At 75.6% G+C, this 15,073-nt stretch carries 12 protein-coding genes and 7 pseudogenes; 6 read left to right on the top strand and 13 right to left on the bottom strand.

All coding sequences use genetic code 11. The features are described 5' to 3' along the window. Positions 1-55: 55 nt before the first annotated feature. A pseudogene (locus WKH84_RS00155) lies at positions 56-1,312 on the top strand (alpha-amylase family glycosyl hydrolase); the annotation flags it as partial. A gap of 410 nt (positions 1,313-1,722) precedes the next feature. Here the strand turns inward: WKH84_RS00155 and zapE are convergent. Further along, positions 1,723-2,792 (bottom strand): annotated as a pseudogene (gene zapE / locus WKH84_RS00150) (cell division protein ZapE). Between the two features lie 272 nt (positions 2,793-3,064). Here zapE and WKH84_RS00145 point away from each other — a divergent pair. Together WKH84_RS00145 and WKH84_RS00140 are read left to right on the top strand one after the other, a co-directional pair. Continuing rightward, a pseudogene (locus tag WKH84_RS00145) lies at positions 3,065-3,211 on the top strand (dihydrofolate reductase family protein); the annotation flags it as partial. A gap of 199 nt (positions 3,212-3,410) precedes the next feature. After that, a pseudogene (locus WKH84_RS00140) lies at positions 3,411-3,569 on the top strand (pyrimidine reductase); the annotation flags it as partial. A 155-nt stretch (positions 3,570-3,724) separates the two neighbouring features. Here WKH84_RS00140 and WKH84_RS00135 read toward each other — a convergent pair. Both WKH84_RS00135 and WKH84_RS00130 read right to left on the bottom strand, forming a co-directional pair. Further along, positions 3,725-4,447 carry an alpha/beta fold hydrolase gene (locus WKH84_RS00135; protein WP_341855260.1) on the bottom strand — a complete coding sequence of 241 codons (723 nt, stop codon included), beginning with the start codon at positions 4,445-4,447 and terminating at the stop codon, positions 3,725-3,727. Further along, positions 4,444-4,887 (bottom strand): hypothetical protein, encoded by a 444-nt coding sequence (locus WKH84_RS00130; protein WP_341855259.1) that lies wholly within the window; start codon positions 4,885-4,887, stop codon positions 4,444-4,446. Before WKH84_RS00130 ends, WKH84_RS00135 begins: the two co-directional genes overlap by 4 nt. A 315-nt stretch (positions 4,888-5,202) precedes the next feature. Here WKH84_RS00130 and msrB point away from each other — a divergent pair. From msrB to WKH84_RS00115, 3 genes and pseudogenes are all read left to right on the top strand, one after another. Continuing rightward, positions 5,203-5,644: pseudogene (msrB, locus tag WKH84_RS00125) on the top strand (peptide-methionine (R)-S-oxide reductase MsrB). A gap of 50 nt (positions 5,645-5,694) precedes the next feature. Then, on the top strand, positions 5,695-7,233 hold the full coding sequence (locus tag WKH84_RS00120; RefSeq protein ID WP_341855258.1) for a DUF3000 family protein: 1,539 nt from the start codon (positions 5,695-5,697) through the stop codon (positions 7,231-7,233). Then, positions 7,176-7,676, top strand: coding sequence for a hypothetical protein (locus WKH84_RS00115; protein WP_341855257.1), 501 nt, complete (start codon positions 7,176-7,178; stop codon positions 7,674-7,676). The genes WKH84_RS00120 and WKH84_RS00115 overlap by 58 nt, the downstream gene beginning before the upstream one ends. Positions 7,677-7,693: 17 nt before the next feature. Here the strand turns inward: WKH84_RS00115 and WKH84_RS00110 are convergent, their stop codons facing one another. The 10 genes and pseudogenes from WKH84_RS00110 to WKH84_RS00065 form a co-directional block, all read right to left on the bottom strand. Further along, on the bottom strand, positions 7,694-8,137 hold the full coding sequence (locus WKH84_RS00110; RefSeq protein WP_341855256.1) for an NUDIX hydrolase: 444 nt from the start codon (positions 8,135-8,137) through the stop codon (positions 7,694-7,696). Next, positions 8,131-8,412 carry a hypothetical protein gene (locus WKH84_RS00105; RefSeq protein ID WP_341855255.1) on the bottom strand — a complete coding sequence of 94 codons (282 nt, stop codon included), beginning with the start codon at positions 8,410-8,412 and terminating at the stop codon, positions 8,131-8,133. Before WKH84_RS00105 ends, WKH84_RS00110 begins: the two co-directional genes overlap by 7 nt. Before the next feature lie 11 nt (positions 8,413-8,423). After that, a pseudogene (locus WKH84_RS00100) lies at positions 8,424-10,230 on the bottom strand (CTP synthase). 11 nt (positions 10,231-10,241) lie between these two features. Next, a complete protein-coding gene (locus tag WKH84_RS00095; protein WP_341855254.1) occupies positions 10,242-10,673 on the bottom strand; it encodes a glycosyltransferase in 432 nt (143 codons plus the stop codon). 241 nt (positions 10,674-10,914) lie between these two features. After that, positions 10,915-11,025 (bottom strand): annotated as a pseudogene (locus tag WKH84_RS00090) (glycosyl transferase); the annotation flags it as partial. A gap of 270 nt (positions 11,026-11,295) precedes the next feature. After that, positions 11,296-11,712, bottom strand: a complete 417-nt coding sequence (locus tag WKH84_RS00085) for a hypothetical protein (protein ID WP_341855253.1) — start codon at positions 11,710-11,712, stop codon at positions 11,296-11,298. After that, entirely contained in the window at positions 11,712-12,017 is a 306-nt protein-coding gene (locus tag WKH84_RS00080; protein ID WP_341855252.1) for a hypothetical protein, read from the bottom strand. Before WKH84_RS00080 ends, WKH84_RS00085 begins: the two co-directional genes overlap by 1 nt. Next, a complete protein-coding gene (locus tag WKH84_RS00075; protein WP_341855251.1) occupies positions 12,002-13,126 on the bottom strand; it encodes a hypothetical protein in 1,125 nt (374 codons plus the stop codon). Before WKH84_RS00075 ends, WKH84_RS00080 begins: the two co-directional genes overlap by 16 nt. Next, positions 13,123-14,001, bottom strand: a complete 879-nt coding sequence (locus WKH84_RS00070; RefSeq protein ID WP_341855250.1) for a hypothetical protein — start codon at positions 13,999-14,001, stop codon at positions 13,123-13,125. The genes WKH84_RS00075 and WKH84_RS00070 overlap by 4 nt, the downstream gene beginning before the upstream one ends. After that, positions 13,998-15,065, bottom strand: a complete 1,068-nt coding sequence (locus tag WKH84_RS00065) for a copper transporter (protein ID WP_341855249.1) — start codon at positions 15,063-15,065, stop codon at positions 13,998-14,000. The genes WKH84_RS00070 and WKH84_RS00065 overlap by 4 nt, the downstream gene beginning before the upstream one ends. Positions 15,066-15,073: the final 8 nt, after the last annotated feature.

Here is a 15,073-nt window from a genome sequence, read left to right as displayed (position 1 = left end):
CCGTGGAGATCCGCGTGGACGGGACCGTGCACACCATGGCCCCGGCCGAGGAGGGATGGTTCGAGCTGTCGGACCCGGCGCCCGTGGCGGGGGCGCGCTATGCCTTCCGCCTCGACGACGGGGAGCTGTGGCGCCGGATCCCCGGTCGCTGTCCCAGCCGGACGGCGTCCACGCCGCGAGCGAGGTCGTCGACGCGCAGGCGCTCGCGCCGTCACCGGGATGGGAGGGCAGGGACCTGCGCGGCGCCGTGCTCTACGAGCCGCACGTGGGCACCTTCGCCCCGGGCCCGGACGGCGCCGGCGGCACCCTCGACACCGCGATCGAGCGGCTCGACGCGCTGGTCGAGCTCGGCGTGGACGCGGTCGAGCTGATGCCGCTGGCGACCTTCCCCGGCGAGCGCGGCTGGGGCTACGACGGGGTGGGGCTGTACGCCGTGCACTCCGCCTACGGCGGGCCGGAGGCGCTGGCCCGCTTCGTGCGCGCCGCCCATCACCGCGGTCTCGCCGTCGTGCTGGACGTGGTCCACAACCACCTCGGCCCTTCGGGGAACTACCTGGGCATGTTCGGCCCGTACTTCACGGACCGCCACGAGACGCCCTGGGGCGAGGCGGTGAACCTCGACCAGCCCGGCTCCCGCCAGGTGCGCGACTTCCTGCTGGGCGGCGCCCGGCAGTGGCTGGTGGAGCTGGGACTGGACGGGCCGCGGCTGGATGCGGTCCACGAGCTCAAGGACGACTCCTCCCCGCACTTCCTCGCCGAGCTCGCCGGCGCCGTCGCCGCCTGGCGGGAGGAGACCAGGCGCCCCCTCGCCCTGATCGCCGAATCGGATCGCAACCAGCCCGCGACCGTCACGCCGACGGGCGCGGGCGGGTTGGGGATGGACATGCAGTGGGCCGACGACGTGCACCACGCCGTGCACGCCTGGGCCACAGGCGAGCGCGCCGGCTACTACGCCGACTTCGGCGACGCCGACGCGCTCGCCGCCGTGTCGCCGGGGATCTTCCTGCACGCCGGCACGTACTCGAGCTTCCGCGGCCAGGTCTGGGGCGCGCCGGTGGACCCCGCCTCCCCCGACTACGACGGCCACTCCTTCGTCACCTTCCTGCAGGACCACGACCAGGTCGGCAACCGCGCCGCCGGCGACCGGATCCACCACGGCATCTCCCCGGGCACCCATGCCGCCGCGATCGCGCTGATCCTGCTGGGCCCGGGCACGCCGATGCTCTTCCAGGGCGAGGAATGGGCGGCCTCGACCCCCTTCGCCTTCTTCACCGACCACGACGACGAGCTCGGGCCCCTGGTCAGCGCCGGCCGCGCCGAGGAGTTCGCGGCGATGGGCTGGGCCGCGGAGGTGCCCGACCCGCAGCGAGCGCTCGACCTTCGTCGGCTCGCAGCTGCGCTGGGAGGAGCGCACCGAGGGCGAGCACGGGCGGATGCTGGAGTGGTACCGGGAGCTGATCGCGCCGCGCCGCGCGCACGAGGCGCGCGCTCGGGCGATCTGGCCGTGACCCGCGTCGAGGTGCTCGCCGAGGAGACGGTGCTGATGCATCGCGGGGAGCTCTCGGTGCTCGCCCACCGCGGCCCGGGCGCGCTCGCCGCGGCCGACGGGCGGGTGCTCCACGCCGAGGAGGTGCTGGGCTCCTTCGGGCCGCTCCGTCACGGACAGGACGGGGGCGTGCACCTGGACGAGGCGGGAGCGGCCGTCGTCGCGCGGGGCGCGCCTCAGCGGCTGAGGACGAGTCCGTCCCGGGCGAGGGAGGCCAGGCGCGACAGCGCCCGGAGGTACTTCTTGCGGTACCCGGAGCGCAGCGACTCGGCGGAGAACAGGTCCTCGAGCACACCGTCCCCGGGCTCGCTCGCCGCGGCCCGGCCGTCGGCCTCCGCGCCGCCCGCGGGGGCGAGGGAGAGGAGCACCGGGACCTCCCGGTCGTAGAGCCGGTCCACGAGCACCACGAAGCGCGGCGCGTCGTGGTGGTGGGTGAGCCCGTGCACCCCGGTGAGGTGCGCGGCGGCGACCTCGTCGATCAGGGCGCCGTAGCGGGAGGGGTGGACGCGCATGAGATGAGCGAGCGGCTCGTCGAAGCCATCGAGGGTCGCGCCGTCCTGCGCCGCGGCGTGCTCGCGCACCTCCTGCTCGGGCAGTGCGGAGATCTCGGCGACCCCGTCGCGGCGCCGGTAGTCCTCGCCGTCGATCCGCGACACCTCGAAGCGCTCGGCCATCGCCTGGATCTCCCGCAGGAAGTCCTGGGCGGCGAAGCGTCCCTCGCCGAGCGCGTCGGGGAGGGTGTTGGAGGTCGCGACGATGGAGACGCCCCGGTCGGAGAGCTCGCGGATCAGCCGCGTCATGAGCAGGGTGTCGCCGGGGTCGTCGAGCTCGAACTCGTCGATGCAGACCAGGCGCGAGCCCCCCAGCAGGTCCACGGCCTTCTGGAAGCCGAGCGCGCCGACCAGGTCGGTGTACTCCACGAAGGTGCCGTAGACCTTCTCCCCCTCGACCGCGTGGAAGAGCGAGGTGAGCAGGTGGGTCTTGCCCACGCCGAAGCCGCCGTCGAGGTAGATGCCGCGCGCCGCCTCGCTGCGTCGGCGCGCCCGGAGAGGAATCCGCCGCGCGGCCGGTCGAGGGCGGCGGCGAAGGCGGAGACGCGCTCCTTGGCCTCCTGCTGCGAGGGGTGCGCGGGGTCGGGGACGTAGTTGTCCAGGCGCGCCTGCGCGAAGCGGGGCGGGGGCACGAGGTCCGCGAGCAGTCGTTCGAGAGTCGGTTCGGGGCGACGGTCGCAGAGGGAGTCGGTCACGCCGGTCAGTGTAGGGGCCCATCCCGCGCCGCGTGCCGTGCCCCGGGCGGTTCCCCGATGCGCGATGATCGAGGGCACATCCCTCCGCCCCCGCCCCGGAGCGGCCGTCCCATCCGTCCTGTGCGAAGGAGAGCTCCGTGCACCTGCTGCTGCGAGACGGGGCCGTCTTGCCCTCCCCCGTGCCCGTCCCGGCCGACGCCGAGGGCGCTCGCGCGCTCGCCGCGCTGTACGCCGCCCCGCGGCTCCCGCCGGGCTCCGTGCACGTGCGCGCGATGATGACCACCACGATCGACGGCGCGGTCGCGGGGGCCGACGGGACCTCCGGCTCGCTCCACGACCCCGACGACTCGTTCCTCTTCTCCGTCGCGCGCGCGCTCGCCGACGTGGTGCTCGTGGGGGCCACGACCGTGCGGGCGGAGGACTACCGCGCGTGCGCGGCCGCACGGACCTGCTGCGGCCCTCCCTCCGGCCCGGCGGCGCCCCGCGACCTGCGCTCGCGATCTGGTCGCGCGCCGGGAGCCGCCGGACTACGTCGACCCCGATCAGCCGACCTACCTGCTCACCCCGTCGGCCGGGGCGAAGGACGCCGCGCGCCGCTCGGGCCTGCCCGCCGCCCAGGTGCTCACCGCCGACTCCCCGCAGGAGGCGGTCGAGGCGCTCGCCGCCCGGGGGATGCGGCTGATCCAGGCCGAGGGCGGACCGTCGGCCCTCGCCCGGCTGGCGGAGGCGGAGCCGCTGGACGAGCTGTGCTTCACCACCGCGCACCGCACCGTCGGCGGACCCTCCCCGCGGGTGCTCGACGGCGCCGCGCACGAGACGCGCTGGACGCTGGAGTCCCTGCTTTGCTGGGCGAGGGTGCGACGCTGTCGCGCTATCGGCGGTCCTGAGCACGCCCGGTCGGGGTGCGGTCGGGGCCCGCGGGACCCGACCGCTCAGAGTCGCAGCCCGATCGATCCCTCGAGAGCGGGCGCGGCGGGATCGCGCACCGGCACCTCGAGGGCGGCGGCCTGCTCCCCCAGACCGAGCGCATCGCCGAGGAAGTCGGCCAGCGACCGCTCGTACCGGGCGGGATCGCGGTTCCACTCGCGGGTGTGGGAAGCGCCCTCGAAGGGCTCGAACTCGATCAGGTCCGGCCGGAGCGCGGCGAGATGCCGGCTCGGGGCGGGCGGCACCGTCGCATCGTCCAGGGCGTGGAAGAGCAGGGTGCGGTGGCGCAGATGACGTCCGTAGTAGGCGGGGGTCATCTCGTGCGGCGCCAGCGGCTCGTGCAGGCGCACCATCCGCGCCCCGATGCTCGAGGTCATCATCCACAGCGCGAGCCGCCGCATCGGGGCGGGGGCCTTCAGCGCGGTGGCGTGGTAGACGAGGATGTCCTGCCAGTCCACGGCCGGGGAGTCGAGCACGAGGGCCGCGATGAGGTCGCGGTGGGCCGAGCGCACGGAGGTGCGCGGCACGATCCCCCCGCCCATCGACCAGCCCACCAGCACGAGGCGCCGGGCGCCCTGGGAGACGGCGTACTCGATCGCGGCCTCGGCGTCCTCCCACTCGGCCGAGCCCAGGTGGTGCATCCGGTCTGCGGAGGCGGGGCCGCCGGCGTCGTTGCGATAGGTGATCGCGAGGCTGGTCAGCCCCAGCCGGTGCAGCAGCGGGATCACGCGCGCGCCTCGCCGCGGGCGGAGCCGTGGCCGTGCACCAGGATCGCCCAGGTGTCCTCCTGCCCCGGCACGGACCCCTCGGCCTCGTCGGGCCGCACGAGCCACGCCGGCATCGGACCGACGGGCGAGCCGATCTCCACCTCCTCCGTCGCCAGCCCGTGCGCCGTCTGCGGCGTGCCCGCCCAGAAGAAGCCGTTGGACGTCGCCCGGTCCACGAGCAGCGGCTCGTCGGTGTCCTCGACCAGCGGCGGGCGGGAGACCGTCGTGGGCGTGGGGCGGCCGTCGACCGGCCCCAGACGCACGTGCACGGTCCCGCCGGACTGGCGCGGCGCCATCAGGCCGTCACGGCGCGTGGTCGCGGAGGCGTCGAGGTGCACCCGGTCGGGGTGGACGGCGCGGACGGTGACGTCGGGCCGTCCGCGCAGGCTCTCCCGCGGCACCAGCGGCGCCGCGCCATCACCCGGGCGCCGACGGTGAGCGACCCTGCGCTGAGCGCGAACGCTCCGGCGGCGCCGGTGACCCCGTAGCCCGCCACGTGGAGCCATCGGGCCTGGTCGGGGCGTGCGGACAGCGACCGCTCGCGAAGGGTCAGCGCCGTGGTCGGGCGGTTCCGGGCGGGGTCGCACGTCATATCGCGCATCCTATCGACGCACTAGCATCGACACTGAGAACACCCGTCCGCGTCGGCGGGGACGAGCCCGTCCCCGCCGGTCCGCGGCCCCAGGCGGCGCCAGGCGCCGCAGAGCGGAGGCATCATGTCCAACGATCCCATCGGCACCCGCCCCTACCCGGTCGCGATCAGCGAGGAGGAGTGGCGCGAGCGCCTCTCCCCCGCCGAGTACCAGGTGCTCCGCCAGGGCGGCACCGAGCGCCCCGGCACCGGGGAGTACGAGGAGGTGCGTCCCGCCGGCACCTACGCCTGCCGCGCCTGCGGCGTCGAGCTGTTCACCGCCGAGACCCAGTTCGATGCCCACTGCGGCTGGCCGGCGTTCTACGCCCCGAGCGACTCCGACGCGGTGGAGCCGCTCGAGGACACCTCGCTCGGGATGCGCCGCATCGAGGTGCGGCCGCGCGAGCCGCGGCTCGCATCTCGGGCATGTCTTCGAGGGCGAGGGCTTCCCCACCCCGACCGACCAGCGCTACTGCATCAACTCGATCAGCCTGCTGCACAGCGACGACGCGGCGGACCGCGGCTGAGCCCGGCGCGCCTGCCGGGCGAGCGGGCACGCCGGGGATAGCCTCCCTGCGTGTCCGTCCATCGAATCCGCACCGGCGACGACACCTTCCGCGCCGCCATCGACGCCATGACCAGCGCTCCCCATCGCCCGGAGTTCACCTGGCGCACCATCCCGGCCCCGTCCAGGATGGCGCCTTCGACGTGGGCCTGCACCGGAGAGATCCTGGTCCATGACGACGAGCTCGCCTCCGGTCGACTGGTAGTCCTGCACGACCCCGCCGGTCAGGAGTCCTGGGACGGCACCTCGAGGATGGTCGCGCTGGTCCAGGCGCGGCTCGAGCCCGAGTTCGCGATCGAGTCGATGCTCGGCGACGTCGCCTGGTCCTGGGTGACCGAGTCCCTCGAGCCGCACGACGCCGACGCCCGGGAGCTCGGCCGCACGGCCACCCGCGTCGTCTCCCAGTCCTACGGCGCGCTCGCCTCACGGCCCTCCACGGTCGACGTCGAGATGCGGGTGTCGTGGACGCCGGAGCCCTCCGAGGACGGGGACCTCGCCCTCGCCCCGCACTTCGCGGCCTGGACCGCGATGCTCGCCGCGGCCGGGGGTCGCCCCCGGCGCCTCCGCAGATCTCGGCGATCACGCCCACCCACCATGCGCGAGCGCCCCGCACCGCGGAGGACGACGGAGAGCTGCGGTGAACGCCGCGAGCGACGCCTCCCCCGCCGATCACGCCGATCCTGCGGCGTCCCGCTCCCGCCGCCGCACCCGCACGCGCGGCCCTCGCCGCCCCCGCCCCCTCGAGACCACGGACAGCGCAGCCAGCACCCAGATGCCCCACGACACCGCCACCACTCCTGCCCCGGGACCCGAGCCGCGCGACCTCACCGCGCCCCGCGACGGCCTCGTGCCCGTGATCGACCGCATCCAGCCCCTGCTGGCCTGGTGCGAGGCGGCGGCATCCGATCCCGCCGAGCCGGTCGCGGTGGACGCAGAGCGCGCCTCCAGCTACCGCTACAGCTCCCGCGCCTATCTGGTGCAGCTGCGCACCGAGGCGGCCGGGACCGCACTGATCGACCCGCTGGCGTTCACGATGCCGGGCACGCCGCGCACCCTGCTGGCCGAGCGCGAGTGGGTGCGCATGCGGCCGGCCAGGATCTGCCGAGCCTGGCGGAGCTGGGCCTGCGCCCCGGCGGCCTGTTCGACACCGAGCTCGCGGCGCGGCTGCTGGGCATGGAGCGGGTCGGCCTCGGCGCGGTGGTCGAGGACACCCTCGCCCTGCGCCTGGCCAAGGAGCACTCCGCCGCGGACTGGTCGAAGCGGCCGCCGCCGGAGAGCTGGCTGGTCTACGCCGCGCTCGACGTCGAGGTGCTGGTCCAGGTGCGGGACGTGCTGGCGCGGCGCCTCGAGGAGGCCGGCAAGGCGGACTGGGCCGCTCAGGAGTTCGCCCACGAGCGCACCCGCGAGCACGGTCCCACCCGCTCCTCGAGCTGGCGGGGGCGCACGGCCTGGGCGCCCTGCGCACCGTGCGGCGACTCGCGGCGGCGCGGGAGATGTGGACCCGCCGCGACGAGCTCGCGAGCGAGGCGGACCTCTCCCCGCACCGGGTGATCAAGGACCGCGACCTCGTCGCCGCCGCGAAGGAGGCGCCGCGCGGGAGGGAGGCCTTCGACCGAGCGCCGCCGACGAAGATGCGGCACAAGGACCGCTGGTGGCAGGTCGCCCGCTCGGGCATCGAGCCGCCGGCCTCGCACCTGCCGGAGCGCTCCGAGCGCTCCTATCCCCCGCCCCACAAGCTCTGGTCCAAGAAGCATCCCGAGGTGGCCGAGCGCTACCAGGTGGTGCGCGCCGCGGTGAACCAGCGCGCCGAGGATCTCGAGATGCCGCCGGAGAACCTCCTCCAGCCCGCGCTGCTGCGCCAGTGGGTGTGGGAGCACGAGGAAACCGCGACCGAGGCGGAGGTCGAGCAGGCGGCGCGCGACCTGGGCGCCCGTCCCTGGCAGGCGGAGCAGTCCGCGCCGGTGATCCACCGGGCGCTCGTCGAGTCCGTCTGAGCCCGGGAAGCGCCCGCTCAATCCCGTCCGGGCCGCTCCATGAACGGTGCGTCGGCGGGTCGCAGCGCGGCCGCGGGTGCTCCCCCGCCGCGCGCCGCCTGCAGGGCGAGCGGCGCGGCGACCGTGGTGCCGTTGGTGATCCGGCCCTCCAGCACTGCGGCGACGGCCCCGCCGAGCGGCACCCAGCGGCTGATCAGCTCGGCCTCCTCGTGGACGCGCTCGAACTCCTCCTCGCTCTCGCGCACGCCCTCGGCGAGGTAGACCCGGATCACCTCGTCGCTGCCTCCCGGGCTCGGGCGGAGGTCCACCAGGGTGGACATCCGCACCGGCTCGCGACCGGCCTCCTCTGCGAGCTCGCGGGCGGCGGCGACGTGGGGCGGCTCGCCGGCGAGGTCGAGCAGTCCGGCGGGGATCTCCCACAGCCGGTGGCCGACGGGATGGCGGTACTGGCGGATCAGCAAGCCCGGTCGGCCTCGTCCACGGCGAGGACCGCGACGGCACCGGTGTGGCGGATGTACTCGCGGTCGAAGCGCACGCCCGGCGCGAAGTCGATCGTGTCGCGCACGAGGTCCCACACCATCCCCTCGTGCACCGTGCGGTGCGCGGCGACGGGGCGCTGGTCGGCCTCGTCGCGCGCGGGTCCTCGCCGCCGTCCTGCGGGTGCGTGGTCGCGTCGTCGGTCATCGCCGCTCCGTCCTCGGTCGTCGCGGGCCGCCGGGAGGAGGTCCCGGCGCACTCGCGCGGGTCTCAGTCCTGCTGGTCCTGGTCGTCCTCGCGCTCGGCGAGCTCGGGCACGGTCCCGTCGGGCTCCACCTCGAGCAGGCGGGTGGCCTTCTGGAGGTCGAGCGCCGCCCCGATCAGGCCCGCGAACAGCGGATGGGCGCGGGTGGGGCGGGACTTCAGCTCGGGATGGGCCTGGGTGCCGATGTAGAACGGGTGCACCTCTGCGGGCGGACTCCACGAACTCGACCAGGGAGTGGTCCTCGGTCAGCTCGGAGACGCCGGAGATGCGCGCCCCCGCCTGCTCGAGCCGGTCGCGATAAGCGTTGTTGACCTCGTAGCGGTGGCGGTGCCGCTCGGCGACCTCGGTGGTGCCGTACACCTCGGCGGCGAGGGAGCCCTCGGCGAGGGTGTGGGCGTAGGAGCCGAGCCGCATGGTGCCGCCCAGGTCCCCGCTGCCTGCGACGATGTCCTCCTGCTCGGCCATGGTCGCGATGACGGGATGGGCGGTGTCGGGGTCGAACTCGGTGGAGTGCGCCCCCGTCAGGCCCAGCTCGGTGCGGGCGTACTCGATCACCATCGACTGCATGCCCAGGCAGAGGCCCAGCGCGGGCAGGCCGTGGGTGCGGGCGTGGCGCGCCGCGCCGACCTTCCCGTCCACGCCGCGCACGCCGAAGCCGCCGGGGACGACGATCGCGTCGACGTCCGCGAGCCGCTCGCGGGCCCCGTCCTCGCTCGCGCACAGGTCCGACTCGACCCAGCGGATCGTGACCTTCGCGCTGTGGTGGAAGCCGCCGGCGCGCGCGCCTCGGTGACCGAGAGGTACGCGTCGGGCAGGTCGACGTACTTGCCGACCAGGGCGACGGTGACCTCGTAGGCGGGATGCTGGACGCGGCGCAGCGACTCCTCCCACTGGCTCCAGTCCACGTCGTGGCTGAGCAGGTCGAGGCGCCGGATCGCATAGGCGTCCAGGCCCTCACCGTGCGAGACGAGCGGGATCTCGTAGATGGAGGGGGCGTCGGCGCAGGTGACGACCGCGTCGATGTCCACATCGCACATCGAGGAGATCTTCGACTTCACGGAGGCGGGCGCGCCCGGTCGGCGCGCGACACGATCGCGTCCGGCTGGATGCCGATCGCGCGCGCGCGGCGACGGAGTGCTGGGTGGGCTTGGTCTTCAGCTCCTGGGACGGGCCGATGAAGGGCACCAGGGAGACGTGCACGAAGAACACGTTCTCGCGGCCGATGTCCTGGCGGACCTGTCGCGCGGCCTCGAGGAAGGGCTGGGACTCGATGTCGCCGACGGTGCCGCCGACCTCGGTGATGATCACGTCCGCGTCGTCACCGGCCTGGGAGCGCATCGACTCCTTGATCTGGTTGGTGATGTGCGGGATGACCTGCACGGTGTCGCCGAGGTACTCGCCGCGGCGCTCCTTGGCGATCACGGTGGAGTAGACCTGGCCGGTGGTCACGTTCGCGTTCGCGGAGAGGTTCTCGTCGAGGAACCGCTCGTAGTGGCCGATGTCGAGATCGGTCTCGGCGCCGTCCTCGGTGACGAACACCTCGCCGTGCTGGAAGGGGTTCATCGTGCCCGGATCCACGTTGAGGTACGGGTCGAGCTTCTGCATCGTCACGCGCGCCCGCGGTCAGGCGCGCAGGAGCATCCCGAGGGAGGAGGCGGTCAGTCCCTTGCCGAGGCTGGAGACGACACCGCCGGTGACGAAGATGTGCTTGGTGGTGCCCTCGTTGCGGAAGGGCTTGGCCGATGCGGCCGCCGCGATCCGGGGGATGGGGCCGGTGCCGGTCTGAGGTGCGCTTGCGCTCGTATCTGCCACGGACGGCCAACCTACCATCGACGGGGTGCGGGGGCGAGGATCTCGTCGAGCTGGGCCAGGAGATCCTCGGCACGCGGGAGCTCGCGGGCCCGCCGCCGGGAGGCGGTCTCCGCGCGGCGCCGTGCGAGCGGGGCGCGGAGCGTCCTGACCGCCGCGGCGAGCGCCTCCGCGTCACCGACGGGGACCAGGTGCGCGGCCGTTCCGGTGACCCAGCGGGTGCCGCCGGCGTCGGTGGCGACGATCGCGCGGCCGGCGAGCGGCGCCTCCTGAAGGGCGACGGGTCGCCCCTCCCAGCGGGCGGCGGAGAGCACCAGGTCGGCGCGGCGCAGCAGGTCGGGGACGTCCTGACGACGGCCGAGCAGGTCGACGGGGAGCCGCTCCGCGGTGATGCGGGCGGCGAGCTCGCGCTCCAGCGGACCGTCGCCGGCGACGAGGATCCGCACCTCCTCGCCGCGCAGCGAGGGCCGCCGCGTCGAGCAGGTCGTGCGACCCCTTCTGCGGGGCGAGCCGGGCGATGACGAGGGCGACGAGGGCCACGGGCGTTCCCGGCCCGGTCGCTTCCCGGGCACCGGTCCCGTCGCTCGCGGAGCGCCGCTCCCCCGCCTCCTCCCGGCGCCGCGGGGCGGGGATCACGGCGTGTCGCACGTCGCGCGCGCCGGCGCGGCGGGCGTCCTCGGCGAGGTCCGGGGAGACGGCGAGCACGGTGTCGGCCCGGCGGGCGAGGAGCCGCAGCGGCGCGGCGCCGATCGCTCGGGCAGGGACCCCGCCGACGGTGCGGTTGTGCAGGGTGACCACGAGCCGGTGCCCGCCCCGGCAGGGCACGGCCAGGGCGGCCAGCGCCCCGGCGCGCGCCCGTGGGCATGGACGGCGACGGGCTCCCCGGCGCCGCGCACGATCCGGCGCGCGCCGTCACGGTCGCGGCGTCGTGCCGGGGGCTGGGGCGCTCGCGGATCCGCACCGGCGCCTCGGCGACGCGTCGTCCTGCGCTCTCGAGCGCCGCGAGCTCCTGGTCGACGTGCGCGGCCAGTCCCCCGCTGGCGGTGGGGCGCACGAGCAGGACGCGCATCAGCCCGCCCTCCGCAGGCGTCGCAGCACGCCGACGGCGAGCTCCCGGTCCACCGCGCCGAGCACCGCGGCGGAGAGCACGGCCGCGACCAGCCCGCACAGGATGCCGTAGAGCACGGTGAGCACCTCGCCGGTGTCGACCGTGATCAGCAGACGGCCCAGCAGCAGTCCCGGCACCGCCCCGACGAGCACGGCGACGGGGACCGCGAGGGCGGTGCGGCGCACCTGTCGCTCGTGGCCGCCGTGCTCGAGCATGTCCCAGATGCGGGAGAGACCGACCAGGCCGCCCACCGCCATGCCGGCCGCGATCGCGAGGGCGAAGGCGGTGGCCGCCTCCGCGGCGGAGCGGGCGGGGCTGGGCGGCACCAGGACGAGCAGGGCGACCAGGGCGATGCCCCAGCCGACCGCGCCGACCATCAGCGCGTCCCGGCGCGCGCGGCCGCGGAGAGGATGCGGGTGCACTGGGTCGCCACGGCGAAGCCGACCAGCCCGAGCGCGAGGCCCGCGGTCGCGGAGCCCACCCCGGTCGCCTCGGCCCGGTCGATGTGGCGGAAGAACTGGCCGAGCGCCGGGCCGGCCGCGATGAGCATCGCCGCCCCGACCACGGACACGCCGATGACGGTGCGCACCGAGACGGCGGCGACACGGGCGAAGCCGGTGACGTCCCCGACCAGGCGCGGCTCGGACAGGTGCGGGAAGACGGAGGTCACCAGCGGCACCACCAGCACCGCGTAGGGCGAGCAGGTAGAGCGCCTGGGCGTACTGGAAGACGGGCAGGGTGCCGACGCCGCCCGCGCGCATGGCCAGCGAGATCACCAGGGCGAGCACGATCTGCTGGGCGCCGACCGCGCCGAGCCCCGCTCCGCCGAGGGCGAGGGCGCGCCGTGCGTGCGCGGCGGGCATGGTCAGCGAGGGGCGGACGCGCGCCCCGCCCGGGCGGAGGCGATCGCGACGGGCGCGCCATCACGACGACCCCGGCGGTGGTGCCCCAGCCGAGCCACTGCACGGCGGCGCCTTCGATGGTGGAGACCGTCGCGACCGACGGCACGAGCAGGGCGTACACGCGATAGGACGCCATCACCACCAGGGAGGACAGCAGCGGCATCATCGCCGGCCAGAGGAAGCGCCGCCGGGCCTGGAGGTAGGCGGCCAGCACGACGGAGACCCCGTAGAACGGCGACTGGACCGCGAAGATCCGCAGCGGCGTCGCGCCGAGGCCGACGCCGGCCGCCCCGGTCTGGTCGGAGGCGAGCAGCGGCTGCGAGAGCGGCTCGGCGAGGGCGATCACGAGCGCGGCGAGGAGCAGGGTGCCGATCACCGTCCAGGTCAGCGGCGCCGAGACGATCCGGTCGGCGAGCGCCGCACCGGCGGGGACGGGGCGCGTCGGCGAGTCGGGCGAGGAGGCGCTCTGCGGCGACGCCAAAGAGCCGGGGGCCGGGGTCGTGGGCTCCGGCGTCGCCGTGGACGGTCGCGGGACCGCGGTCGTCCCGGCGGCGGGCGCAGGCACGGGCACGTCGGCCGTCCCCTCCGCCTCCTCGGGGTCCCGCTCGGGCACGAGGCCCGCGATGAGCGGCACGACGGCCGCGGCGAGCGCCCCGCCCGCGACGATCTCGAAGAGCACGTTGGGGAGCATGTTGGCGGTGGTGTAGGCGGTGCCCACGTCGCCGGCGCCCACGCTCGCGCCGAACACGAGATAGCGCACGAAGCCCGCGATCCGTGCGAACACGGTGACGATCAGGATGATCCCCGCACCGCGCACGGAGCGGGCGATGCGGCCGCCGCGGGGCGAGGGCACGGGCCGCGCCTCCGACGCGGTGTCGGTCCCGTTCATCGTGCCTCCTCCGCGTCGTCCGGGTCGCTGGACGTCCTCGCCGGCTCCGATGGCGCGGCGGGCCCGTCGGTCGTCCCAGGGACGGCGGAGCCGTCCACGGCGCGGGAGGACACGGGCGACCGGCCTGCGCGGTCCAGCGCTCGCAGCGCCGGAGTGCGGTCGATGACCGCGCTGAAGCTCACCCTCTCGCTGGCCAGGGTCAGCGCGACGACCCCGCCGAGCGGCGCGAGACGGGCAGGGGCCGGGAGGGTGCGGGTCGCGGCGGCGCCCACGGCGGCGCCGAGCACGTTCGCGCCCGCGTCGCCGAGCATGCCGTGCTCGCGCAGGTCCGCCGGCGCCGCGAGCACCCCGGGAAGCAGGGCCGCGACAGCGAGCCCCGCACCGCTGCGGGCGCGCTCGTCCTGCCCGGCCGTGAGCGCGAGCAGGGCGGCGGGCGGCGAGACAGCCTTGAGCGCACGGCCGGGGCGGAGGTCGAGCAGGTTGGCGAGGTTCGCGCGCCCCGCCGTGAGCGCGGCGTCCACGGGGACCATCGCACCGCCGCGCGGGGCCGGGCCGCCCGCCGCGGCGAGCGGCGCGAGGGCGGGGATGCCGAGCGCCTTCGCGGCCCCCGTCGTCACCCGGCCGGAGCGGAGCGAGGCGAGGTGCCCGCGCGCCCCCTTGGAGACCGGGCGGCCGGCGCGTCGCTGATGCGGCTCGAGCAGGTCGTCGAGCGGCCCGAGCCCGCCGATCCCGGCGAGCGCGAGGAGGTCCAGGGGGCGGCCCGTGCGCCGTCCGAGGGCGCAGGTGCCCGCGACCACGAGCGCACCCTCGGCGAGGCTCACCTCGCGTCCGGCGAAGTTGGTGCGGGCGAGCTCGGCGCGCAGGGCGGCGATCACTCCGCTCCCCCGCCGTCGGACGGCGCGGCCCCGCCCTCGGTGCCGACGCCCCCGGAGCCGTCGCCCTCGGTGCCGACCTGGGCGGTCTCGGGCAGGGCGGGGAGACGCTCGGCGGCATCGGCCGTGGTGCCGTAGGCGCCGGAGGCGCCGCGGGTCTGCTCGACCAGCGCGAGCACGGAAAGGACCGGCCCGTCGGGCTCCTGCGACCGGTCCGTGGTCGACAGCGCGTCGTAGGTCGCCTCCCCGCGCACGGTGCGCAGGATGCCGGTGGAGGCGTCGTTCGCGGGCGTCACGGCGGAGACCACCGCAGGCAGGCCGGTCCCGGCGAGGGCGGTGAGCATGCTGGTGCGGGAGGCGAGCGGCCCCTGGGCGCGCTCGGCGGCGGCCTGGTCGTCGTCGGTGTCGACGGCGAGCTCCTCGGGGGCGGCGCTCGCGTGCACGACCCCGTCGACCGTGCCCGGCGCCCCGCCGTCCACGCTCACCATCCCGTGCTCGATGAGCACCTGCCACATCTGTCCGCGCGACTCCTCGTCCAGGGGATCGCCCTCGCCGCCGGCCAGCGGCCCGGGGATCAGCGCGGAGAGGCGTTCGGAGTCGGTGAGCTCCTCCTCCTCCGACGGCCGTGAGCGCCTCGGGCGCGATCTGCTCCGCCGCGGCGACCGCGTCGGCCCGCGCCTGCTCGCGTCCCGGCTCCCACAGCGCGCTCTGCGGCTCGACGTGCACGGTCTGCTCGACGCCGGCCGCGTCCAGCAGCGAGGTGATCCGCTCGGTGGAGGCGCGGGTGGAGTCGTCGTCGGTGAGGACCGCGATCCGCGCCCCTCGAGGGTGCCGTCCACGAGCTCCGGCCCGACCTCGGTGATGAACGAGGAGAGCTGGTCGTTCTCGCCGGCGAGCCGCTCGGCCTCGGTGCGCAGCCGCTCCTGCTCGGTGCGCAGCCGCTCGACCTGGCCGGCGAGCTGGTCGCCCAGGTTCTCGCGCAGCGGCCCGGCGCCGAGGACGATGCCGACGGCGAGCGCGAGGAACACGGAGATCAGCGAGACGAGGTGGTAGCGGAAGTCGATCACGGGGGCGG

It is taken from the genome of Brachybacterium sp. GPGPB12, from assembly GCF_038396325.1.
In the GTDB taxonomy this organism is placed as follows: Bacteria; Actinomycetota; Actinomycetes; order Actinomycetales; family Dermabacteraceae; genus Brachybacterium; species Brachybacterium conglomeratum.
Note: the sequence above shows the minus strand (reverse complement) of the source record. Positions and strands in the feature narration are given on the sequence as shown.